This window comes from Enterococcus sp. DIV1298c, assembly GCF_017316315.1.
Lineage (GTDB): Bacteria > Bacillota > Bacilli > Lactobacillales > Enterococcaceae > Enterococcus_B > Enterococcus_B mangumiae.
Genome location: NZ_JAFLWG010000041.1, coordinates 25,187 through 49,600, shown reverse-complemented (window position 1 = coordinate 49,600; position 24,414 = coordinate 25,187). Strand labels below are relative to the sequence as shown.

The 24,414-nt window shown below is 38.3% G+C and carries 21 protein-coding genes; 17 read left to right on the top strand and 4 right to left on the bottom strand.

What is annotated here, in order from left to right; genetic code table 11:
* Nucleotides 1–30 precede the first annotated feature (30 nt).
* The 3 genes from JZO83_RS10025 to JZO83_RS10015 are packed head-to-tail and all read left to right on the top strand — an operon-like array spanning nucleotide 31 to nucleotide 2,124.
* Nucleotides 31–315 (top strand): hypothetical protein, encoded by a 285-nt coding sequence (locus tag JZO83_RS10025; protein ID WP_207115652.1) that lies wholly within the window; start codon nucleotides 31–33, stop codon nucleotides 313–315.
* A 33-nt stretch (nucleotides 316–348) separates the two neighbouring features.
* Nucleotides 349–1,317 carry an arginine deiminase family protein gene (locus JZO83_RS10020; protein WP_206855421.1) on the top strand — a complete coding sequence of 323 codons (969 nt, stop codon included), beginning with the start codon at nucleotides 349–351 and terminating at the stop codon, nucleotides 1,315–1,317.
* A 45-nt stretch (nucleotides 1,318–1,362) separates the two neighbouring features.
* Entirely contained in the window at nucleotides 1,363–2,124 is a 762-nt protein-coding gene (locus JZO83_RS10015; protein ID WP_207115651.1) for a tyrosine-protein phosphatase, read from the top strand.
* Between the two features lie 261 nt (nucleotides 2,125–2,385).
* Here JZO83_RS10015 and JZO83_RS10010 read toward each other — a convergent pair whose 3' ends face one another.
* Nucleotides 2,386–3,756 (bottom strand): aldehyde dehydrogenase, encoded by a 1,371-nt coding sequence (locus JZO83_RS10010; RefSeq protein ID WP_206855424.1) that lies wholly within the window; start codon nucleotides 3,754–3,756, stop codon nucleotides 2,386–2,388.
* A gap of 804 nt (nucleotides 3,757–4,560) precedes the next feature.
* Between JZO83_RS10010 and JZO83_RS10005 the strand changes: the two genes are divergently transcribed.
* The 11 genes from JZO83_RS10005 (at nucleotide 4,561) to JZO83_RS09955 (ending at nucleotide 18,346) form a co-directional block, all read left to right on the top strand.
* Nucleotides 4,561–6,039, top strand: coding sequence for a helix-turn-helix domain-containing protein (locus tag JZO83_RS10005; RefSeq protein WP_206855425.1), 1,479 nt, complete (start codon nucleotides 4,561–4,563; stop codon nucleotides 6,037–6,039).
* A 286-nt stretch (nucleotides 6,040–6,325) separates the two neighbouring features.
* Nucleotides 6,326–6,658 (top strand): LPXTG cell wall anchor domain-containing protein, encoded by a 333-nt coding sequence (locus JZO83_RS10000; RefSeq protein ID WP_242542574.1) that lies wholly within the window; start codon nucleotides 6,326–6,328, stop codon nucleotides 6,656–6,658.
* A gap of 4 nt (nucleotides 6,659–6,662) precedes the next feature.
* The gene (locus JZO83_RS09995) at nucleotides 6,663–7,541 is read left to right on the top strand and encodes a WxL domain-containing protein (protein WP_207115650.1); all 879 of its coding nucleotides are present in this window, start codon (nucleotides 6,663–6,665) and stop codon (nucleotides 7,539–7,541) included.
* A 106-nt stretch (nucleotides 7,542–7,647) separates the two neighbouring features.
* Nucleotides 7,648–8,700 carry a DUF916 and DUF3324 domain-containing protein gene (locus JZO83_RS09990; protein WP_207115649.1) on the top strand — a complete coding sequence of 351 codons (1,053 nt, stop codon included), beginning with the start codon at nucleotides 7,648–7,650 and terminating at the stop codon, nucleotides 8,698–8,700.
* Between the two features lie 24 nt (nucleotides 8,701–8,724).
* The gene (locus JZO83_RS09985) at nucleotides 8,725–11,007 is read left to right on the top strand and encodes a WxL domain-containing protein (protein ID WP_207115648.1); all 2,283 of its coding nucleotides are present in this window, start codon (nucleotides 8,725–8,727) and stop codon (nucleotides 11,005–11,007) included.
* 349 nt (nucleotides 11,008–11,356) lie between these two features.
* Complete coding sequence (cls, locus tag JZO83_RS09980) at nucleotides 11,357–12,886, top strand: cardiolipin synthase (RefSeq protein ID WP_207115647.1); 1,530 nt, start codon at nucleotides 11,357–11,359, stop codon at nucleotides 12,884–12,886.
* Between the two features lie 258 nt (nucleotides 12,887–13,144).
* On the top strand, nucleotides 13,145–14,641 hold the full coding sequence (crtI, locus tag JZO83_RS09975) for a phytoene desaturase family protein (protein WP_206855431.1): 1,497 nt from the start codon (nucleotides 13,145–13,147) through the stop codon (nucleotides 14,639–14,641).
* Nucleotides 14,642–14,656: 15 nt separating this feature from the next.
* On the top strand, nucleotides 14,657–15,736 hold the full coding sequence (locus JZO83_RS09970; RefSeq protein WP_206855434.1) for a glycosyltransferase family 2 protein: 1,080 nt from the start codon (nucleotides 14,657–14,659) through the stop codon (nucleotides 15,734–15,736).
* A 9-nt stretch (nucleotides 15,737–15,745) separates the two neighbouring features.
* On the top strand, nucleotides 15,746–16,231 hold the full coding sequence (locus JZO83_RS09965) for a glycosyl-4,4'-diaponeurosporenoate acyltransferase (protein WP_206855436.1): 486 nt from the start codon (nucleotides 15,746–15,748) through the stop codon (nucleotides 16,229–16,231).
* A gap of 708 nt (nucleotides 16,232–16,939) precedes the next feature.
* On the top strand, nucleotides 16,940–17,461 hold the full coding sequence (locus tag JZO83_RS09960) for an RNA polymerase sigma factor (protein ID WP_206855439.1): 522 nt from the start codon (nucleotides 16,940–16,942) through the stop codon (nucleotides 17,459–17,461).
* Nucleotides 17,462–17,479: 18 nt separating this feature from the next.
* Nucleotides 17,480–18,346: an RsiV family protein gene (locus JZO83_RS09955; RefSeq protein ID WP_206855441.1), complete on the top strand. Its 867-nt coding sequence runs from the start codon at nucleotides 17,480–17,482 to the stop codon at nucleotides 18,344–18,346.
* A gap of 118 nt (nucleotides 18,347–18,464) precedes the next feature.
* On the opposite strand, the gene JZO83_RS09950 is transcribed toward JZO83_RS09955, so the two are convergent.
* The 3 genes from JZO83_RS09950 to JZO83_RS09940 are packed head-to-tail and all read right to left on the bottom strand — an operon-like array spanning nucleotide 18,465 to nucleotide 20,584.
* Nucleotides 18,465–18,704: a hypothetical protein gene (locus tag JZO83_RS09950; protein ID WP_206855443.1), complete on the bottom strand. Its 240-nt coding sequence runs from the start codon at nucleotides 18,702–18,704 to the stop codon at nucleotides 18,465–18,467.
* Nucleotides 18,705–18,720: 16 nt separating this feature from the next.
* Complete coding sequence (locus JZO83_RS09945) at nucleotides 18,721–19,230, bottom strand: hypothetical protein (protein ID WP_206855445.1); 510 nt, start codon at nucleotides 19,228–19,230, stop codon at nucleotides 18,721–18,723.
* Nucleotides 19,193–20,584: a Y-family DNA polymerase gene (locus tag JZO83_RS09940; RefSeq protein WP_207115646.1), complete on the bottom strand. Its 1,392-nt coding sequence runs from the start codon at nucleotides 20,582–20,584 to the stop codon at nucleotides 19,193–19,195. The genes JZO83_RS09945 and JZO83_RS09940 overlap by 38 nt, the downstream gene beginning before the upstream one ends.
* Nucleotides 20,585–21,136: 552 nt before the next feature.
* Between JZO83_RS09940 and aroF the strand changes: the two genes are divergently transcribed.
* The 3 genes from aroF to aroC are packed head-to-tail and all read left to right on the top strand — an operon-like array spanning nucleotide 21,137 to nucleotide 24,402.
* Nucleotides 21,137–22,156, top strand: a complete 1,020-nt coding sequence (gene aroF, locus JZO83_RS09935) for a 3-deoxy-7-phosphoheptulonate synthase (RefSeq protein WP_206855448.1) — start codon at nucleotides 21,137–21,139, stop codon at nucleotides 22,154–22,156.
* Between the two features lie 14 nt (nucleotides 22,157–22,170).
* Nucleotides 22,171–23,235: a 3-dehydroquinate synthase gene (gene aroB, locus JZO83_RS09930; protein WP_206855450.1), complete on the top strand. Its 1,065-nt coding sequence runs from the start codon at nucleotides 22,171–22,173 to the stop codon at nucleotides 23,233–23,235.
* Nucleotides 23,236–24,402, top strand: a complete 1,167-nt coding sequence (gene aroC / locus JZO83_RS09925) for a chorismate synthase (protein ID WP_206855454.1) — start codon at nucleotides 23,236–23,238, stop codon at nucleotides 24,400–24,402. It abuts the gene before it with no gap.
* Nucleotides 24,403–24,414 lie beyond the last annotated feature (12 nt).

The window sequence follows — 24,414 nt, the reverse complement described above, 5'->3', positions numbered from 1 at the left end:
GATAACCGCTAGGATAGAAGGAGAGAAATAGTGAGAAAAATCAAAAATATCCAAATCATTCGATTAATCAAAATCATCCAATTCGGTCTTTATTTTATGTCATTGTTCTTATTTGCAAAATCCAGACATAAAGTGGCACTATTGCCTCTATCAGGGGGGATATTATTAGAAGTACAACTCCCTAGAAAGTACGGTTGGGGATTTGTGAAAAATAAGAAAAGTGTCTTTCTTTCTTCGAAAAAAACATGGCTCGAACCCATGATTGCTTTGGTTGTTTTAGTATTTTTGGTCGGTTTCGCATGCTATTTCTTGTAAAAATTCGAACAAAATCAAGGAGAAGCAGAAACGATGGATCATATTTTTGTGAAAAGCGAATTTGCCCCCCTAAAACGAGTGGTTTTGGCGCAGTCAGAATTTGGCTTTCCAACGAAAGAATTAACTGGAGTCGATTTTTTGACAGAAGAAAACCAAGCGTTATTTAGTGGGCCTGAAGTAATGGGAAAGGACTTTAATGAAGTTTTCCCAGAACAACAAAAAGCTTGGGAAGCTGAACGAAAAAATCTACAAAAAGTATTAGAAAAGTATGAGGTAGAAGTCCTGATTCCAAGAAAGTTGACCACTATTGAAAAAGAACTAGGAAATGAATATGGTTACAGTAACTTTTTCACTCGAGATCCCTTTTTTACGATCGGTGATCTATTGATTGAAGGCTCTTTGAAATTAGCGCATCGCAGAAACGAGATCCTACCAATACGTGAGATACTCGTGAATGAATCGAATGTAAACGAATGCTTGTATTTTTCGATCCCTAAACCAGATATTTCGCAAGGTATCGATTCTGAACAAGGCCCTTTCTTAGAAGGTGGGGATGTCTTGGTGCTAGGAAAAACGATTTTTGCGGGCAACTCAGGTCTAGCTTCTAATACGCGTGGTATTCAATGGTTAAGAAATTTGGTCAAACGGTTTGACTATGAAGTGATCGAGGTACCGCTTCATCCGACGATCTTACACCTAGACTGCGCCTTGAGCCTTGTCAGAGATGGTTTGATGATCGTATGTGAAGAAGCGTTCCTCAATGGAATCCCAGAACAATTAAGCAAATGGGATCGTGTCAATGTGTCTTTAGCACAAGCCTCACGACTGGCAACCAATGGATTACCAATCAACGAGACGACATATGTCACAGATCCAGAATTTACATTTATTGGGGAAGAATTAGAGAAGCGGGGCATCACCGTCGAGTATGTGGATTATAAACTGACTAGGATCTTTGGTGGTTCTTTCAGATGCAGTACACAACCTCTTTTAAGAAATTAAGATAAGACAAACCTAAAATATGAGAAAAGGCAGGCAATTGCAGAGATGGTAAAAATCACAAATTTTCGCGATATCGGTGGCATCAAAAATAGAAACGGAAAAGAAGTATTAACAAATGTTTTCTTGCGTTCAGGTGAATTGTCTAGTCTGACAGAAGAAGACGCAAGACGTTTAGAAACAACGTATCGATTAGGTAAAATCGTTGATCTGCGTGGCGAAGATGAAATCCAAGCTCGACCAGATAAAGCTGTTCCTCAGACGAAATACATCCATATCGACATTATGAAAGATGTAGTAGACGAAGGAGCTGGGCTGGAAGATTTTGTAAAAATCGGCTCACCAGAAAAAGCGGCGAACTACATGACAAAAATATATGAAGAGATTGCCTTGAATCCGACTTCTCAAAAAGGCTATGCCCGTTTTTTCCATGAGGCTCTTACTTTAGATCAAGAAGAAAGTCTTTTATTCCATTGTTTTGCTGGAAAAGATCGGACAGGGATTGCGGCTTTGCTATTGTTAGAGTCATTAGACGTGCCACGAAAAGCAATCTATGTGGATTATCTACGTACGAACGAATTACGTAAAGCAGAAAATGCCATGATCTTAGCACAGGCTAAAAAAGTCCACTTGAACGAAGAAAATCTAGCTGCTCTAGAAGTTGCATTGAACGTTGACAGCAGCTACTTGGATCGTTTTTATCAAGTCGTTGAAAAAGAGTATGGATCGATCCAAAAATACCTAAAGCAAGCTATTGGTATGGATCAGCTAAGTTTAGATACCTTCAATCATCAATTCCTTAAAGGGTAAATCTTTGTTTCGCAATCTTTCTAACTACGAACAGCTTACTTTTTGAGAATTAGTTGTAAGCGAGCATATTATTGTATTTGCTGACCTAAAAATTAGGTCAGTTTTTTTGTGGATATAAAAAATAAACCTCTTATTTTAAAATAATAAAGGTATGGTTCAAGTAAAAAGATTTCTTAAACTAAATCATCTTACGTAAAAGAGCAAACCAACAGGAGCAAGCTGTTGGTTTGCTCTTTAATTTGTGCTAGAATAGTCGAATTTCTATTTAAGTATTCGTTTCAGTAATTTTAATGTCCGCTCATTATAAGGCGGAAATAATCCAGGAACATTGAATTTTGCTCTATTCTCATATACTCCTTTTTTATGAGAGAAGGTCAAGAAACTATACTTGCCATGATAACTACCAATACCAGATTCCCCCACTCCACCGAAAGGTAAATGATGGTTGGCAACATGCTTGAGAACATCATTGACAGTGACATTCCCTGAGGAAATTTCAGACATGATTTTCTCTTTATTCATGGTAGAAGTTGTAAAAAGATATAGCGCTAAAGGTTTTTCATACTGTTTGATTTGGGCGATCGCATCGTTGATGGTATCGAATGACAAGATGGGCAAAATCGGACCAAAGATCTCTTCTTGCATGCTTACTGCTTCATGAGAAGGAAGATCTAGTAAAGTCGGTTCAATGAATAAGTCCGCCCGATTCGTTTCACCACCAGCGATAACGAATGACTGATCTGCTTCCAACAACTTGTGTAGTCGCACAAAATGCCGATCATTGATGATTCGACCATAATCGGTATTATTTCTGATATCAGCACCATAAAACTCTTTGATAGCGGCCGTCATTTCTTTGATCAATGCCTCTTTTCGTTTATGGGACACTAAAACATAATCTGGTGCAATACAAGTTTGTCCGTTGTTCTGCAATTTCCCCCAAATGATACGCTTGGCTGCTAATTTCAGATTCGCGGTATCATCCACGACCACCGGACTTTTTCCACCTAATTCTAAAGTGACAGGAGTCAAGTGTTTGGCGGCTGCTTGCATCACGATTTTCCCAACAGGTACGCTACCAGTGAAGAAAATATAGTCGAAGCGTTGCGCAAGTAATTCAGTCGTTACATCCACACCACCCTCAACAGTGGTAATGTATTCTTTGGGGAAAATGGAGCGGATCAGTTTTGTCAAAACGTTGGACACATTAGGCGCTAATTCACTTGGTTTCAAAATTACCGTATTTCCCGCAGCGATTGCCCCAATCAGTGGCTCAATCGCTAAATGAAAAGGGTAATTGAAAGGAGCGATGATCAAGACTTGTCCGTAAGGCTCATAATCCAGATAGCTTTTCCCCCACATATAGATCGGTGTATGAACGGGTTGACGTTTGGCGAATTTCTTTAATTTTTTGATCATCATAGAAATACTTTGATAGACGACACCAATTTCAGTTACGTATGCTTCATGTGCTGGTTTTCGTAAATCTTTGTACAATGCTTGCGTTAATTCAATCTCGATTTCTTTCATTCCGTGTTTCAGTTTCGCTAATTGCGCCAAGCGAAAGTCGATCGATTTTGTTTGCCCAGTTGCGAAAAAGTGTTGTTGCTCTCTTAAAAGTTGATTGATCACTTGTATTCTCCTTTATGGTTGATTTGGCAGTCGTTGCTATAGCTCAATCATACGGGTATAAATTTGTACTTGTCAAATTGTTTTGTTTTTGGTTCGGTAAATGTATGAAGTGATTTCCTTTGCATTGACAGAGAGCTGGTTGAAGAACGTGAAACGAGCAAAAATTATGGAGAAACTAAAGATATAGTGACCATTTTTACGCTGTATATTGATCCAATATTATCGCTTAGGGAGGATCGTTTTATTTTTAGATTGAATGTATTTATTCTTACTTCTGGAAAATAAAATCAATAAATTCCCTTGATTTTAGAGAAATAAATAAATGGACAATAATTATTTTATCCGTTATTTTAAATAGTTTGATGGCTATAGGATGTTCGTTTTTTTATGCAAGGAGATAAGCTACTCGTAAAATAGGTTAATTATCTCAATTTTCATATTTTTTGAAGTGAAAGATACTTTTTTTGTGAGTATAGTTAGAGAATCAGGTATAACGAAAGAATGTTCATTAAAAATACATATAATAGAAATTGATTTTTAAAAATCCAAAAACTGATAATAACTAAACGAAAGTACATAAAATGTAAGCCTAAAGATTGTAGATTTTTGTTATGCATAGGCAGTAGCTGACTAGAGATAGAAATAAGGGGAATAAGATTATAAATAGCTTCTACCAGAAATTTTGATAAAGTTATTTTTTAGATTTTCCGCGAATTTATTATTAGTATTTCTCCATCATTTTTGTTATACATGTTTACAATCTATTTTTTAAGAATAGATAAAAAAAACAAACGGGGTGCTCAAATGCGAGAATTACAATTAAAGTTTATTACGAACACAATTACGGAAAGGTGGATGCGTATCCTAAATGTGATCGAACAACAAAATATGTTTACGATCGTTGGACTGTCGCAGCAACTAGGTGTTTCTAAACGTACGATCCTAAAAGATGTCAGTGAACTGAAAAACTATTTTGAGGAGAGTGCGATTTTTGAGTCAAATACCACTGGCTATTTTTTTAAAGAAAAAAATCGACGACTGTATCATGAGGAAAAAGAAGCATTATTACAATCTGAGATTTGGTTTGAGATCATCAGTGACATTTTTTACGGAGAATTAGTATCCATCGAAGAATTAGCTGATCGTTATAATTATTCTGAAAGTACGATGTTACGATCAGTCGCTCAAATCAATGAGGCTCTAAAAGAATATCAGCTTTCACTTAGCTTAAAACCGGTGGATCTTGTGGGAAAAGAAGGCAATATCCGCAAGTTTTTTTTTGATTTTTTTTACGAAGGAGAACCTACCCCTTATACGGTCTATCCCCCGGAAAGTATCCATCAAATGTTTTTGGCTAAGTTAGGGGAGCGTCTTGGCAAGTATAAATTGGGGACAGGAATCATGGTCAATGCTTTTTATTATTTTTTGTATATTTCGATGATCAGAAATCAGCAAGGACATATCATTTCTATTCCCCAGAGTATCAAAGAGATAGACATTTCAGATGCAGAAGATTTTCTCTTACTTTCTGAACTCGTTCCGCTCATCGAAAAAAAATACGGAATTAGCATGCATCCCGATGAAGTGATCTGGCTTTTCTTTGTTATCGTGAGTAAAAGACCCATTGACAGAGTTGAACAAGAGGCTTTTTTTTTCGATCAGTATAACCAATGGACGGAAATTATTGAAGTTGTCGAATCCTATTTCCGAGTATTTGGTATCAATGTGGAGAATAATTCAGTCTTGCCAATCTTCTTAAAGTCGTTTTTTCTAGGCAGAAGAATCAACAATGAAATCAGCCCAATTTTAAATAAGTTACTAAGCGAGGAGAATAGAATCATCCAAGATCTATATAAGGCAACTTATGAAAAAAATAAGCAATTTATCCTCAGGAATCAAAAAAAATTTTCTTTTTCAGAAGATTATTTATCTGACATCGTAGCTAGTTTAACAATGTATACAGAAATTTTATTCACTTATTATTCACCAAAAAAAACAGTGTTATTTCTTTTGGAAGGGAATCACTTACTTGTTCAGTGGATCCAAGTCCAAGCTAGCCAATTGTTGTCAAAGCAGCATCATGTGCTGTTTGTACCTTTGCATGAATTGACCGAAGAACGTTTGAATCTTGAACATGTAGATTTGATTGTGACCAACTATCGTCCTTATATGTTGGACTATCAGTTGCATAAGGAATACGTGCTGATCAATCGAGTTCCTGATATAAATGACTGGGGCAACATTTTTTCAAGTTTGAATTCTTTATTCGATCATATGTTTTAAGAAGTCCAAAAATGATATCAATCGATGAAGTACCTAAAGGGATTATTTGCTCCCAGTGGTCCCTCGTCGATTTTTTGTTGTGTAGCTGGAAGAGTGAATATATCAGAAATGTATAGTGAAAGTGGTAACAAGGGTGTTCGCTAATTAGTGAAAATCATGAATTTATTTTCTTTTATTACTACGTTAATCTTGTTTATGCGGAGGGTAATGATAATTACTCTCATGTGAGAAAGGTTACAGGGGGAGGGATATGAAATTTAAAAAAAGATACATACTGAGTATAGGTATGTTATTTATTCAAATTTATATGCCGCTGATCGTTTATGGAGCAGAAGTTCGCTCAGTAGAAACAGAAGGAACAGTTAGTTTTACTGGCGTCTATGAAACACCAGGAACACCAGATCCAGCACCAGAAGTTGGGATTAAACCCGTCTTGCCAAAAGAAATCACCCAACCACCGTCAAACGTGGTGCAAGTCGATCATATAAGACTACCAAAAACGAGCGATAGTCGGATGATTGCTTGGAAAATTTTGGGAATACTGATTATTGTAGTTACACTTAGTTTTTGGTCTTGGAAGCACAAAAGTAAGAAAACAAAAAAAGAAAGTAGGACTTAGATAAATGAAATTCGTTAGATTAGCAACTATTGCAGCATTAACATCCACCATTTTTGCCGGAGGCATCACAGCTTTCGCCGAAGAAACCACTGAAGAAACATCAAAAGAAGTACGTAACGTAACAACCGATGGAACGATTGGATTTACAGCAAATGAAGATGATGAACTAGTCGTTGTTCCGCCAGAAGAAGGACCGGAAGTTGACATTGATCCTGAAGTTCCAGGAACAACAGGACCTTTATCGATCATGAAAGCTGTCACGATGAATTTCGGTTCACAAGTCATCTCGAATCAAAATCAAACCTACAACATGATTGCAGAAAAACAACAAAAAAAGGGTACGACTGGTGAAGAAAATAAAGTTCCTTATGTCAGTTTTGCGCAAGTACAAGATGTCCGAGGAACGAATGCTGGTTGGGATCTGCAAGTACGTATGACAGACTTTAAAGCAACGACTGAAACGGTAAATGATACATTGCTCGGTGCAGAGATTTCATTGTTGGATCCAAGAATCCAATATGAAGGAAGTACACCTGAGAATGCGCCGTCATTCAACGCACCATTTACGAATACAGATGAAGTCAATTATTTGAAGTTGATGCCAAACGCTTCTGCTGTTTCAGTGATGACTGCAGAAAAAGATAAAGGTGCAGGTGTTTCTTCAGTCGTTTGGGGAAATCAAGCAGATTTAGATAAACAAGAAGCAGATGATACGATTGAAGTGGTAACAAATAATGCAATCCAATTGTTTGTTCCTGGTTCTACAGCAAAAGATGCGACACAATACAAATCAACACTTACTTGGGAATTATCCAATACGCCTGGTAGTAATGGAGTAGGCGGAGAAGATGACGGGCAACCAGAAGAAAATGACGAAGCTTAATCCAGATTCGAAAGCGCCGGAAAGTAAGCTGTTTTAGGGCATAGAAATGAATGATGTAGCGTTACAATTTTGTAGCGCTACTTTCTTTAAAGGAAGGGGTCAAAGAATGAAAAAAGCAATTACATATCGAAAAAATAAAATCCAACAAGTGGGTCTCGTAGTGCTTCTGCTATTGGTTAATTTGTTAGTGCCAATGTCCGTGGGTGCAGAAGAAGGAACATTAAATTTTTATGTGACACCGGAGTTTACAGAAAATCAAAAAGAAGGAAATGAGCGTTACTTCCAGTTGAATCTTGCACCAGATAAGACAGAAAAACTAACATTGAGACTACAAAACGCAAACGCAGAAGCAAAGAAAATCAAGATCACCCCACATACCGCGTATACCAACGTGATGGGTGTAGTGGAATACGGACAAGATGCGGAAGAAGCAGATCCAACACTCCAGCATTCACTGGATGATTTGATCGAGCAACCCGAAATCATCGAGCTTGGTGGTAATGAAACGAAAACTGTGACGCTCGATCTGAAGATGCCAAAAGAAGCCTTCGAAGGCTTCTTAGCGGGTGGCTTACGAATCGAAGAAGTCAAAGAAGACACAACTGAAGAAACAAGCGATGAAGAAGGGGTCGCCATCCAAAACGAATTTGCGTATATCATCGGTGTGGTGGTGAGTAATAACCAAGACGCCGTGCAACCTGATTTAGATTTGTTGGATGTCTTTGCTGATCAACTCAACTATCGCAATGTCATCAGTGCCAATCTCCAAAATTTTACTCCGACATTTGTGAATCGCTTAGAAGTTGAAGCAACGGTGCAAAGAGTTGGCGAAGAGGATATTTTATACCAAGCAAGTCAAGAACAAATGCAAATGGCACCAAACTCCAATTTCAATTTTCCAATTTCCTTAGAAGGTGATCGTTTTCGTAGTGGGGAGTATCTGTTGAAACTAAAAGCCACCTCAGGAGAAGAGGAATGGGAATGGGAACGGAGGTTTACGATCGATGCAGATGAAGCTCGTGCATTGAACCAACAAGATATCACTATTAGCTCAAAATGGAACTTATGGTTGATAGGTGCTGTGGTACTGATCATTCTTCTAATTATTATGAATCTTTATCTAATTTTCAAGAAAAAAATAAAAGTGAAAAATGCTTAAGAGCAGTAAAGGAGATGGAACTTAATGAGCATAAGCTTGAAAAGAACATTATTTACAATAAGCACTACTATGCTATTCATACAGGTTATCTCTGTGCCATTTGGCATGATTTACGCAGAAACTGAAACTAGTCAAGATAGACTAAACCACGAGGTCAATCCGGCTACAAAAAACACTATAGAAAAAAAAGAGATAGAACCTATTTTTTCTTTTGAAAAATCAAGCATGTCAGGTAGGACAAATGAACCCATCCAAATTTCTTTTTTAGCGGATCAAGAGGTTTTAGAGGTAAATGTAGTTTTACCTGAAATGTCAAAAATAGTTGAAGAATTACTTCCAGCAGAAATTTCAATCCAGTCACTCGATAAACCTAATAATTGGATCATTCGGTCTGAACGCAGTCAATCCCAATTTAGTTTGCCGATAGTATTTAGCACGGAGGGGATTCAGGAAGTTTCAGTAGAGGGTTCAACTCTCCAGATTACTATAATCGACAAAGACGACTTGGAATCATTGCATTCAACAAGTGAGGAGATGGATGAAAATGAGTCACACATTCAGAGTCACGATAATTATCCCGAAGAGTCTTTTGAGGAGACGAATCAACTAGGGAGTGTAATTATCAACTATGTAGATATAAATGGAAACCAGTTATCTAAATCAGAAGCTATTTCTGGAAAAGTAGGAGAGGAGTATGCCACTACTCCAAAAGAAATACCTAATTATTATCCATTTGAAAAGCCAGATAACGTTAATGGAATAATTGATGAAGGTACAATAGTTGTTAACTATGAATATGTACAGGTTAATGATGAGTTAGTAAATTCCGATTTTGAAGAACCGGTTATTACAAGAAATGTTGAATTTTTAAATGAATCTGATGTACCCGGCTGGAGTACAACTGCTAGTGATAAAAAAATTGAGCTTGGTCTTGGACCAGCTCATAATATTTCTGGAGCTGCCTCTGGGCGTCAGTTTGCTGAATTAAATGCTAATGAACCATCAAAGTTGTATCAACTTGTCAACTATGAACCAGGAACAATTTTACGATGGTATCTGCACCATGCCGGAAGATTCGGTATTGATGTAATGAGACTGCGAATCGGAGCTCCAGATAATCCTAATTCAATTCAAGAACTGTCCTCTGGGAGAGGCTTGTGGACATTACACAGTGGAACTTACAGAGTTCCAGAAGATCAGTTGGTAACATATTTTGGTTTTGAAGCTGTCAGCACGAGTAATGGAGTGTTAACAACAGGAAATTTAATCGATAATATTCATTTTGCAGAGCAATCAAGGTTAGTTGTCACTAATCAAGTCAATAAAGAAATTGCTCAAGCAGGAGAGGAACTGACCTACAATATCAACATTGAAAATACTGGTGGTGTACCTTCGGATAGACTTGAAATAAAAATATTGGGAATTGAGAATCTCGAAATAATCAAAGAAAGCATTCAATTGGATGGAAGGAATATCCAATCTGATCAAATAGAAATTTTAGAAAATAAATTAATAATAAAACCTGATGCTACTGTAGATAAGGGCAAATCAGTTGATCTAAACTTTAATGGAAGAGTTAAAAGTGATTATGTGAGCGGCGAAATTGAAACAAAAGTTCAAATTGAATACTGGGACAAAGGTTTTGATGATCAAAATTACAATGGAGAATCTGATATAGCTTATACTAAAATTAGAACTTTGACACCAAAACCTGTAGACCCGTTGGCTCCTGAAAACGAGGTTGAACCTGAAAACTTACCTGAATTACCTGAAAACCAAGGATTGTTAAGTATTGACTTCGCGTCGTCATTCAATTTTGGACAACAGAACATTTCAGTAAAAGATCAAACCTACTATGCACACCCCCAACGTTTACTGAACGAAGACGGTACGGTCAACGAAACACAAGAACGACCAAACTTTATCCAAATCAGTGATCGCCGACCGGACAATGAACGAAGTGGTTGGCAATTATCGGTTACGCAAAATGGACAATTCAGCAATCAAAACGGCCATGAGTTGCTTGGTTCTGAGATCCATTTATTCAATCAAGAACTAGTGACGGCACAAGGTGGAACAGCGCCTACGTTACAAGAAGAAACCGTCCAAAGAATCATACCAAATACTAAAAGAATCTTATTACAAGCAGATGAAGAATCTGGAACAGGAACATGGATCTATCGTTTTGGAGATGCAGAGACAGCAGGTAAAAGTGTTGGTTTGTATGTCCCAAAAGGAACGAATCCAGAAGCCAAAGAATATTCAACGACACTTACTTGGGAATTAAGTAGTGTTCCGGGAAATTGATAAAGAAATAGAGTGTTGACAGTAGTATACAATTCTAAGAAATAAGCCAGAAAACCCGAAAATTATTGGGGTTTCTGGCTTATTTTTGGAATACTATTTACTCAGTTTTAGAGACTGTGAGATGACGAATATCATAGCGCTTTTTTTCCCTTCTTAATACGGAGTGAAAAACAATGACTATTATATAGAAAAAAAGTTTCTATAAAAGATGTAAGGAAGGAGAAAATCCTTTACATTAGAGCGACTATAACGTATATAATCTAAATAAGGTGTGCTGTAACCAACATCGTTGACTGTCTCAAAAAAAAGAATCAACGACAAAATAAAGCATGCAAACATGGAGAAAACGATGATAAAGAATAAATTGCAACAATACAAAATATTATTGATTTTATTGATTTTTGTAGCGGTTTCACTGATTGTTTTTTTGAATCAAATCATTTATGCGTGGTTGATCGTGGAGATTTATGCGTTTCTTCTTTGTGGGTACTTAGTGATTTTTGATCAAAGAGAAGCAACATCTAAGATTGCTTGGATTTTAGCCTTATTATTTCTGCCGATCGTTGGGATCATCTTGTATTATTTGATTGGTCGTGAGCCTCGTTTACGGAAGTTGCCGAAACAGCAAGTAGCGAATGAGCGAAACGTACAACAAACTGTTTCAAAGATCCTTCAGGAACATTCAGAGATCATCCATGCCAAGCACGATCTGTCTAACGAGATTTTCCATCTTTCAGAAAAGTATCCAACGAAAGACAATCAGCTAACTTTATTAAAAGAAGGGGACGAAGCTTTTACAGCATTGTTGCAAGATATCAAGCAGGCAACGCATCATGTTCATCTTTTTTACTATATTGTAAAAGGAGATGAAACCGGCGAAGAACTGACGGCTGTCTTGATCGAAAAAGCACGACAGGGAATCGAAGTCCGTTTTATGTATGACAGTGTTGGATCGATTGCTTTTCCGAATCGGTTATTAGATGCGCTGCGAGAAAATGGTGTGGAAGTACGGACTTATGATCTTTTGAATTCACCGTGGTTGAGTAACAAAGCGAATTGGCGAAACCATCGAAAAATCGTTGTGATCGATGGCAAAATCGCACATACTGGCGGTATGAATATCGGAAATGAGTATAGTGGTCGCGGTAATAAGTTCTCTTATTGGCGAGATACGAATGTTCGGATCGAAGGGCCTTCTGTATTAGAGGTACAAGAATGTTTCGTTTATGATTGGTTGTTCCTCGATGAAGGAACGGAAACGATTAGTCATTTCATCAAGCATCAAGATGTGTATTTTCCATTAAAGACGGATACACCCAAAGGCTCGGAAATCGTACAGGTCATTTATGGCGGTCCTTATGATCAAGAACGAATCATCAAAGATTCTTTTAATGACTTGATTGGTAAAGCAGTTGATTCGATCAAAATCGCTATGCCTTATTTTATCCCGGATGAAGAAACATTGGGCGCACTTAGACGAGCAGCACGTTGTGGGATCAAGGTGCAATTGGTCATACCGGGAAAAGGGGATCGTGGCATTTCATTCCATGGGACGAACTCGTTTATTGATGACTTATTATCGGCGGGGGTCGAAGTGTTTATTTATGATACGACCGCATTTATCCATTGTAAATATATGATCGTCGATGATGTAGTGGCAACAATTGGCTCGACTAATTTTGATATTCGCAGTTTTTATCTCAATCATGAGTTATCGATGTTCATTTATGGACCATCAAGAACAATCGATGAATTGAATGATCATTTTGCGGAAGATTTAGCCCATGCGAAAAGAGTCAAAAAAGAAGAATGGCAACGGCGAAGTGGATGGACGAAAGTCAAAGAGAAAATCAGTGGTTTATTTGTCCCGATTCTTTGATTGTGGAGAATAAATGGATTATAAAAGCAATGGTTAGCCTGAGACAGAGTAGACAAAACGATTTTTTGGTTTTGTCTACTCTGTTTTTCATTTTATGTTTTCTTATTGTTTTATAACAATACAATGCGCAATGAAATAAGATTTTTTACAGATATGCTACTATAGATATAGATATGAAGTGTTTTTTTACAGTTGATTCATATAAAATGCCCAGCTGTAAAAATTTACTTTGAGACTTAGAAAGCAAGAGGTACTGTTATGGAAAACAAACAAAAATCAGTCATTATTCTTGGTGGAGGCCTTGGGGGCTTATCTGCAGCAGTGTCTTTGGCACAAGCAGGATTCAAGGTTACTTTATATGAAAAGAATGATCATCTAGGCGGTAAATTAAACCGTTTAGAAGCGAATGGATTTGGGTTCGATCTAGGGCCATCGATTTTGACGATGCCTCAAATCTTTGAAAAGTTGTTTATTGCAAGTGGTAAACAGATGGCAGATTACATTCCGATTGAACGGTTGGATTTGCAGTGGCGCTCTTTTTTTCCTGACCATACATCGATTGATTTATACAGCGATCTAACGAAAATGGCGCAAGAAAATCCAATGTTGTCTGCAACCGATATGGCAGAGTATCAAGCATTTTTAGACTACGCAAAAGAAATCTACGATTATACAGAAGTCGGTTATTTTGACAAAGGGCTTGATTCAACGATGGAGATTTTAAAAGAACATGGTGTGATCAAAGCGTTGAAAGGATTTGATTATTTTTCTTCGATGCATGATGGAATCGCAAAACGAGTGAGTCATCCTAAAATGCAAGAGATACTTGGTTATTTCAGTAAGTACGTTGGTTCGTCTCCTTATGATGCACCAGCGGTTTTGAATATGATGATCTATATGCAACATGCGCAAGGGATTTGGTATGTGCCAGGTGGGATGCACAAGATTGCGGAAGGGATCGTGAAACTTGGGAAAGAGATCGGTGTGACGTTCCATACCGGCGTTTATGTTGAAAAATTAAATATAGAGAATGATCAGATCCGTTCTGCGCGATTGGCAGATGGCACGGTGATCGAAGCAGACTATTTTGTTTCGAATATGGAAGTCATCCCGGCTTATGAACAGTTATTAGATGAAAAACCAGCGTTTACTGAGAAGTTAGAAAAGAAATTTGAACCAGCAAGTTCAGGGTTTGTCTTGCATTTAGGTGTTAATAAAGAATATCCGCAATTAGCACATCATAATTTTTTCTTTTCAAATGCGGAGAAAGAAAATTTTGATCAAAACTTCCATCAGCACCAGTTGCCAGAAGACCCAACGATCTATTTGGTCAATGTGAATAAGACTGATCCTTCCCAAACGATTGAAGGACATGAGAATATCAAGATTTTACCTCATATCCCTTATCTACAAGATCAACCATTTACAGAAGCAGAATATGATGCTTTTCGTGAACGTATTTTGATCAAATTGGAAACGATGGGGCTAACGGATTTGAGAAAACATATTGTCTATGAAAATCGTTGGACCCCAGAAGATATCCAAAAAAATTATTTATCACATCGGGGAGCAATCTACGGTACTGTCTCAGATCGCAAAAAAAATCATGGGTTCAAACATGGGAAACATAGTGAGCGCTATGACAATTTATACTTTGTCGGTGGAACGGTCAATCCTGGAGCTGGTATGCCAATGGTTACTTTGAGTGGGCAACAAGTAAGTGATAAGATCGTGCAAAGAGAAGCGAATGGATAGGAAGGAAGGGATATTTTGTTACTGATCATGATCGTCCTTTTCGTCGCTTGGCTTGCAGGTTGGTGTATCTTTTATCGATTGCCATTTCTCGCGAAAACAGCACCAACGACTCGCCATGCAACAAGTGTTTCAATCATTATTCCTGTACGTAATGAGGTTAACACGATTCCAAAATTGATTCGATCAATCCAGAAGCAGACGATCCAACCACAAGAGATCATCGTAGTAGATGATGCTTCCACTGACGGTACAGCTGAAATCGCCAAACGCTTAGGGGCAGTAGTTTTTTCAAATGATCGTGAACAGCATGGAAAGGCGGCTGCCTGTTGGTTAGGTGCAACGCATGCTAAAAGTGAGACTTTCTTATTTTTAGATGCGGACACATTCTTCCAAACCGAGAATAGCTTGGAAAGATTATTGGCTGAATACGAAAAAAGAGGAAAGCGTGGACTAATGTCGCTACAACCTTTTCATCAGACCGTTCGCTTTTATGAACAGTTTTCTTTTATTTTTAATGTGATCATTCTAGTAGGATTGAATACTTTTTCTGTGTTTGGGGAAAAAGTAAAAGCAGCGGGGGCATTCGGTCCGTGTATCTTGTGTTCAAGAATAGATTATTTTCAGGTGGATGGGCATAATGATATGCCTAGTGGGATTTTAGATGACATGGCTTTAGCTAAGCGCTTCCTAAAGAAAGATCTTCCCATCCATTTATACGGCGGAAAAGAGTTGATTGCTTTTCGCATGTATCCAGAAGGGTTCAAGCAACTGATCCAAGGGTGGACAAAGGATTTTGCAACAGCTTCAAAAGCCACCAATCCCTTTATTTTGTTCGGGACCATATTATGGATAGCTGGTGGAGTTGGCTCTGTATTGGCTTTTCGTACGGATCAATGGCATTTTGCGCTAGTCATCTACTGTCTGTATGTATGCCAATGCATCATCTTTGCCAAACGTGTGGGGAATTTCACCCCTGCTTTCTTGTTGTTTTTCCCGATCTTTTTTCTCTTTTTCCTTTTCTTGTTTTTATGGTCGTTGATCCAAACGTATCTTTTGAAATCAGTGACTTGGAAAGGAAGAAAAATCAAATTTTAGGAGGTTTTTATGCCGCTGATTTACTTTACTCCTTTCCGCCTGATTCTCGTTGATATCTTGGCGTGGTTGGTTATCCATTTAGGGATCTCTTACTTACTTCGTCAGGTAGACGATGGCTTTTTTGAAAGAAATAAGCGATGGTTCCGCCCTTTTTCATTTGAGAAAAGCGGTGACTTCTGGCAAAAAAAATTTCGAATAAAAGCGTGGAAAGACCGCTTACCTGATGGGACCGTCATTGCTAAAAATGGTTTTGACAAGTCAAAACTAGCGAACAATAATATTGAATCTCTGAAACAATTTGTGATTGAGACACAACGAGCAGAATTGACTCATTGGTTTTTGATTCCACCTGCTTTTCTCTTTTTTCTATGGAATCCTGCATGGGCAGGATGGGTAATGGTGATTTATGCGCTTGTTGTTAATCTTCCATTTATCATGATCCAACGATATAATCGACCACGGTTAGAACGAGTCCTAAAAAAAATCAAAAACTGATAGAGAACTAGCAGTTAGTTGTGGGCGCAATATGTTCAGCCCAGAGAAATAAGGAGGAACCTACAAGATTGCTTTTCAAATTTTTGTGGGTTTCTCTCTATGTCAACAAAGGTTTCTTCGATTCGCAGCGTTTATACAATGTTAAGTTGAAAAGATCTGGTCATTCGTTCTATCTCTTGCTAAAAACGAATAAATAGTTTTCTAGAAGTGGAATACTACATAAATAAGCACCAAAATCCATTGATGAATAATTGTTGGGTTTTGGTGCTTTTTATCGGAGCTTAATACTTGTATCAGAATCTCACAAACCTGTCTTTTGTGTGGAAATAGTAATTTAAAATATAGGAATGTTCAAAATAAAGTTAATCTTTTTGAAACTTTTCTTAGAAAACGATCGTCTAATTAAGTATAAAAAAAGAAAGTGGAGTGAGCGGATGAAACATGAAAAAAACTATTCATTTTTAACGATAGAGCTAATTTTCTTAATCTTATTGTTCCTGTTTACTAGCCTTTTTTTATTGATGTATTCAATGGATACATTTTCGATCCGAGAAGAAAAGCAACGGGAGATAGAGATAAATGAGTCACAGAGAAGGGAAGATGCGCGAACAAGTCAGGAAGCAAACAAAGATTTTACAAAAGCTCTAGGTTATATTTATTATTTGAGATAAAAAATCAATGCAAATTGTTTTTTTATGAGATAGGGAGGTGTCTAATATTTTCAATCGGATAGCAAAAAAGCAGCGAGTCAAATATTATGAATCTCAGTTAGAACAGTTGATTGAAACACAATATCAAAAAATGTACCGAATCGCTTATAGTTATACGCACAGTTCAGAAGATGCGTTGGATGTTATCCAAGATAGCTTTCAAAAAGCATTGATGGATTTCTCAAAGGTAAAGAAAATCGATCATTTTCAAGCTTGGTTTTATAAAATCCTAGTTCGAACAGCAATTGACCATTGGCGTAAGAATAAACGAATTCCATTAAATTTTGAATTGGAAGATTATCAAGGTCTTGAATTCATCGATTTTCAAAATGATGTTTCTTATATGGAATTACGAGAATTGTTGAGCCAAACACCCAGTCCGGAACGTGAGATCATTATCTTGAAATTTTTTGAGGGATTTACATTGAAAGAAATTGCTCAGATTTTAAATTTAAATGAGAGTACTGTGAAAACAAAAATGTATCGCTCGCTAGATAATTACAAAGAAATTTTAAAATAAAGGAGAGTGGGTAGCGAAATGGGAGGAGCAAAGAAAAAAATAAGCATGATGGATCAGGCGTATCATGCAAATGAAATACCTGAACAATTAGAAGAAGAGCTTTTCAAGCGTTTTATGATCGCAAAGAAAAAAGTGAGCGTGAAACGACAAGTGAAAAATGTTAGTCGTATCAGTTTGGGTATCGTCTGCTCAATATTTATTTTGTTTGCAGGTGTTCAAAATAGAGACTTTCGCGTATGGGCGACAGAAATTCCTATTCTAGGAGAATTGGTTTCTATCATTACTGGGAAAACCTATTCATTCCAAGAAGAGAAATCAGGTGTCACGATTGCTATTCCTAGAATAATGGGGAAAGAAGAAATCCATGATCAGCTGAATCAAAAATATCTTGCAGAGGGCCAACAGGCTTATGAGGAAGGAATAAAAGAACTCAAGAAAAACGGGCAACAAATCGATACAACAGGTGGATATCACCTATTGGTCAATGATGAACGATTTTTAGTGATTGATCGTTCAATCGAGCAGACCATAGCAAGTACACAAACGAAAAATCAATTTGATACGCTAGATAAACAAAATAAAGTAGTTTTGTCCTTGCCTTTATTATTTAAAAGTGATGATTATCTCAGTGCTCTTTCAAAAGAAATTGAAGAACAGATGAGAAGACGGATAGAAAAAAATCCAGAATCAACTTACTTTGCTCTGGAGGATAATGGCTCATTTTTATTAACAAAAGATCCAAATTTTTATATCAATAAAGAACATCAGTTGGTCATCTTCTTTGATAAATATGAGGTAGCACCTGGTGCTATGGGAACCCAAGAATTTATTATCGATACAAATAAAATAAAACCTTTATTGTCTGATCCAAACTATTTGAACTGAAGCTTTCTAGCTTTACTGATAGAAGCGTCAACCGTTTGTATTTTTTATCGGTTGACGCTTTTTAGGCTGAAAGAAAGGAACGTTCAATGATGGACGAGGTGTCCAATAGGTGGATGAACTAGTTAATTGCTTGTTTGACGATGTTTTTCCAAAAATGAAAATATTCTTCTTCCAAATCGATTGAATCAAGTTCATCCCAAGCGATGAAGCCCCCGTTTACGTAAAAACCGTCTTCTGTCATCTTTTTTTGAATCGCTCCTCTATGGTTTTGTCCGTTTTTTGTTTGGATCGTAATTTCTTGCTTGGCAATATAAGCAGTGATTATGACAGTCTCGAAATGTTTCTTTACCATTGTCATCGGCAGCACCTCCATTTTACTCATTTTCCTCTTCAAAAGCTTGATAAAATTCATCTTTGATCAATTGCAGTTCAACTTGTTGCTTTGGATTGTTCCAATCGATGGGGCGAAAACTTTGTTTGTCATGTGTCTTGTTGTCACTAACGTCAAACCATTTTGTTTCTTGTTTTAAACCAACGTGACGAATGTCCTCCCAAAGAATCTGGTACTGGTCAATTGTCATATATTCTTCATCACTTTCACCAAAAAATACGCCTTCAATATTTTCTAAATACCTGCCAAATTCATCTTTTGTATTTAATTGGATAGTCACTTTTTGACGATAGAGAAAGGACTGTAACAGGACTTGATCGATTTCTTCTCTCTTCATCTGCGATTGAGGAGGGAGGTCTTTTAGGGCGTCTTCTGCGTTTTCATCGATCCCTTTGACTAATTCATCCATAGCAAAAGCGGTCCCCCATTTCAAGCCAAAGGGGCGATCGCGGTATTCATTGTAATCGAGAAATTCTTTTTTCGTGCGTCGCATGTCCTTCACCTTCAATACCAGCCATTCCGCCTGCATGACCGCCGACAAGCGAGCTACGGGCGATTGCTCGACCACCTTCCAGTAAACTATGGGCATGGACGATCGCTTTGAATCCGTATTTTTGTCGTATTTTATCCACGATAAAGTCCACTTTCGCATGATTCATTTGTTCTTTCGGATCATCAAAAAGATTCAATTGTAGTCCAGCAGAATAAACGAGTTGTGAGCAATTGACGCCAATGCTGCGAATGTCCTGCCGTTTGTAATGCTGGTCAAATATGCGGAGTAAAGCCTCGGCTAGCTCATGGCTCGAATTGGTCGCCGGGATTTTCAATTGTTGATGAAAGCCTCTTTTGCCAGAAGGATCGATATATCCTAGTGAAAAACCGACCCAAAGGCTGATCACTTGGGCTTTTGTTTCGGCACGCCGTAAGCGAGTTCCTAATTGATCCGCCATTTCCTTGATGACGATTTCGATTTCTGATCGTCGAGTATAATCTCTGTTCAATATTTGACTATTTCCCATACTTTTTGATTTCGGTGTGTATTTTTCGCCTAAAAAACTACGATCGATCCCCCAAGCGTGGGCATAAAGTTGTGTACCGATCACGCCAAGCGTACTTTTTAGGCGATAGTAGTCTGCGTGAGCTAAGTCGTAGACAGTATCGATCCCTAAGTTATTCAAGCGTACGGCCATTTTCCGACCGATCCCCCAAAAGTCAGTCAGCTTGGGAATCTGCCAAACGGTAGTTTTGACCTCTTCATAGCGCCATTCTGCAATCCGATCTGGCGAATCTTTTGAGGCATTGTCTAGTGCTAGTTTTGCCAATAATGGATTGTCACCAATACCGACAGTGGTGTAGATGCCAGTGCGATCCACTACGTCTTGTTGGATCATTTGTGCAAGTTCTTTTGCTGTTTTTACACCAAATAAGTTCAAACTGTTCGTGATATCTAAAAAACTTTCATCGACCGAATAGACATGGTGATTGGCTTCATCTGCATATTTTTTATAGATTGCATTGATTTCTTTATTTTTCTCCATGTAATAAGCCATGCGTGGTGGCGCAATGTGCAAATCTTTTGGGTAAGGAAAGGGGAGATCTCGCGCACGACTGATATTCGTAATACCGTACGCTTTTTTTGCTTCCGGACTTGAAGCTAAAATCAACCCGCTTCCTCGTTCTTCCCAAGAATTTGAAGGATAGGACATCACGACAAGCTTTGCTTCTAACGGATTTAATCCTCGTTCGACACATTCGACAGAAGCATAGAAGGACTTACAATCAATACATAAAATATCTCTAGAAGGTTCTTTCTGATAGTCAAATATGGGATTTTGATTTTTAAACATAACAGTCACCTCTTCCACTTGATTAGAACACATGTTCGCATTTTTTGTCAACGGAAAAATCATTAAGGGCATTAAAAAATATCTTTCGTCGAAAACGGCAGTGAGACAAAAAGAAAAAAGATTTGAAAAAGTAGTTGACTTATTTCAGAAAGAAATCTATACTTAAACCAATCTTAAATCAGTTTGGAGCGATTTCTTATGAAAATCACATTGAATTCACAACTGAATACGTATTACTTTAGCTATTTTAGATAGGTTTGTATTCATGAGACTCATGGGTGCAAACACAACGTTTGTATCTATGATGGCTAAGGATGTTTGAGATGACTTGTCCGCCACATAGATGAAAATCTATAGTGGCTTTTTTGTTAGAATTTTTCAGGCCCACTGTAGATTTGTCTACGGCGGGCTTTTTTTATACCTAACGAAAGGAGAAACACAGTAGTTCATTTTTCAACGAGTTATTTTAAGAAAACAAAAAAACGATTTTCCACTGTCGATCGAGTGCTTAAACAGTGTTAAAAAAAATAAAAATAAAAAGGATGTTATCTTATGATTTTGATTATTAAACCAGGAATTGAAGTAGACCAATTAGAACCAGTACTTTCACGTATCAAAGAAGAGGGCTTAGAAGTCCAAATCAACCAAGGCAAAGATCGCCTTGTTTTAGGATTGATCGGTGATCCTAAAATCATCCAAGATGTGCCATTCGAAAGATACGATATGGTAGAACGTGCTGTAAAAATCTCCAATACGTACAAACTAACTTCTAGAGAATTTCATCCTCAAGATACAGTCGTTGATGTAGATGGTGTGAAAATCGGTGATGGCAGTTTTGTGACGATGGCTGGCCCTTGTTCAGTAGAAGGTGAAGAACAAATCATGGAAACTGCTCGTATGGCAAAAGCGGGTGGCGCAACGATCCTACGTGGTGGAGCTTACAAACCTAGAACATCACCATACGCTTTCCAAGGATTAGGAGAAGAAGGGTTGAAAATGATGCGTAAAGCTGCGGATCATTACGGTTTGAAAGTCATTACTGAAGTGATGGATGAAGCGCACATTGACGTGGTTTGCGAATACGCAGATATCATCCAGATCGGTGCTAGAAACATGCAAAATTTCCGTTTACTAGAAGCGGTTGGTAAAACTGGCAAACCAATTGGCTTGAAACGTGGGATTTCAGGAACGATCGAAGAATGGCTGAATGCGGCGGAATACATTGCGGTACAAAACAATCCAAACATCATTTTTATCGAACGTGGCATCCGTACGTACGAAACAGCCACACGTAATACCTTCGATCTAAGTGCTGTACCGATCATCAAAAAATTAAGTCACTTCCCGATCATCGTTGACCCTAGTCACGGCACAGGAGTCTGGGACCTTGTCTCACCAATGGCTCGAGCAGGAGTTGCTAGTGGCGCAGATGGAATGATCGTAGAGATCCATCCTGACCCAATCCACGCATGGTCAGATGGACAGCAGTCATTGAATGAAAAGAACTACCTAAGAATGATGGCAGAAGTAGAGATTTTAGTTGAAGCGATGAATAAAATCAAAGCCTTATAGAAAAGAGGAGCGACATGTTAGAAGTTGTCTTACCAGAAAAAAGCTATGAGATCATCATTGAACGAAACGCACTTGACCATGTATCTGAGTGGCTTGAAGGAATCTGGAAAAATAAAAAAATCGCAGTCATCAGTGACACGAATGTTTTTCCGATCTATGGCGAGAAAGTCTGTCAACAATTGCGAACCAGCTACGAAGTCGTCCATTATGTAGTTCCAGCTGGAGAAAACAGCAAATCATTCGACATGGCAGCGGAACTCTATGCGTTTTTAGCAAAAGAACAATTTACGCGCAGTGATGCAGTCATTGCGCTTGGTGGAGGAGTGATTGGCGATTTAGCGAGCTTCGTTGCTTCTACTTACATGCGAGGCATTTCTTTTGTGCAAATCCCAACTTCTTTACTGGCACAAGTCGATTCAAGTATTGGCGGAAAAACAGCGATCAATGCCCCTATGGCGAAAAACATGATCGGGACATTTGCCCAGCCAGACGGTGTGTTGATCGATCCAGAAACGTTAACGACTTTATCAGAGCGCAGAATCCAAGAGGGAATCGCAGAAATCATCAAATGTGGGGCGATCAGTGATGAAACGTTGTGGCAAGATCTGGCAAGTTTAACAGGAGTTGCCGATCTACTAGCGAATAGCGAAAAAGTCATTGAAAAAGCCTTGCGAGTGAAGAAAAAAGTCGTAGAAGAAGACCAATTTGATAACGGAAGCCGTTTGTTGTTGAATTTTGGGCATACGATTGGCCATGCGATTGAAAATACTGCTGGTTATGGCCAAATCAGTCATGGTGAAGCCGTAGCGATCGGGATGGTGCAAATCACCAAACAAGCTGAGAAAATGGGACAATCACCGGTTGGAATCACAGATCAATTGATTGCAATGATTGAAAAATATCAGTTGCCAATCAACTATCAACCTTGGGAAGAACAGTCCCTTTATGATGCGATTACCCACGATAAGAAGGCGCGTGGGAAGACATTGAAAATCATTTTATTAGATAAGATCGGACAAGCAAGGATTCAAGAAATCCCGCTTGAATCTGTGAAAGACTATTTAGAGGAGGCGAATTAGATGCGTTTTTTAACAGCAGGAGAATCACATGGACCACAACTTACTGCCATTATTGAAGGTGTTCCGGCAGGTTTAGAAGTTTCACTTGAAAAAATCAATGAAGACCTTGCGAGACGACAAGGCGGTTACGGTCGTGGGGGCAGAATGAAGATCGAAAAAGATCGTGTACAGATCACATCAGGTATTCGCCATGGTAAAACGCTTGGTTCGCCTATCACGATGATCGTGGAAAACAAAGATTGGAAAAATTGGCAGACAGTGATGTCAGTCGAACCCATCGAAGAAAAACATGTCACACGTCGTCGCGTAGCGAAACCTCGTCCAGGACATGCGGATCTCGTTGGCGGGATGAAATACCAACACCAAGATCTTAGAAATGTGTTAGAGCGATCTTCAGCGAGAGAAACGACGATGCGTGTAGCGATCGGTTCTTTAGCAAAACAGATCCTAGCGGCACTAGATATCGAAATTGCCAGTCATGTAGCGGTTCTTGGAGGAATCAAAGCAACGATCCCTGAAGAGCTTCCTGTGGCAGTCATCAAGGAAAAAACAACGATCTCTGAAGTCAATATGGTCGATCTTGAAATCGAAGAACAAGTCAAAACATTGATCGATGATACTAAAAAAGCAGGGGATACCTTAGGTGGTGTCGTCGAAGTTCGTGTTGAAAATGTACCCGCTGGATTAGGTAGTTACGTCCAATGGGATAAAAAATTAGATGGCAAATTAGCACAAGCGATGCTTAGTATCAATGCGTTCAAAGGAGTGGAATTTGGTATCGGATTTGACGCAGCCACTTTACCAGGTTCGAAAGTCATGGATGAGATCACATGGGATCAAGAACATGGATACCGCCGTACGACGAATCATTTAGGTGGTTTTGAAGGTGGGATGACGAATGGCGAACAAATCATCGTTCGCGGTGTGATGAAGCCGATCCCGACACTTTACAAGCCATTGATGAGTGTTGATATCGACACGAAGGAAGCGTATAAAGCAAGTGTTGAACGTTCAGATAGTACGGCTGTTCCAGCAGCTTCTGTCGTTGCTGAGCATGTGATTGCAACGGCCCTTGCTATGGAAATACTTGAACACTTTCCAGCAGATAACATGCATGAACTACAAAAATCTGTTGCCAGTCATCGGCAGATGATCCAAGACTTTTAGAAGAGGTGACCC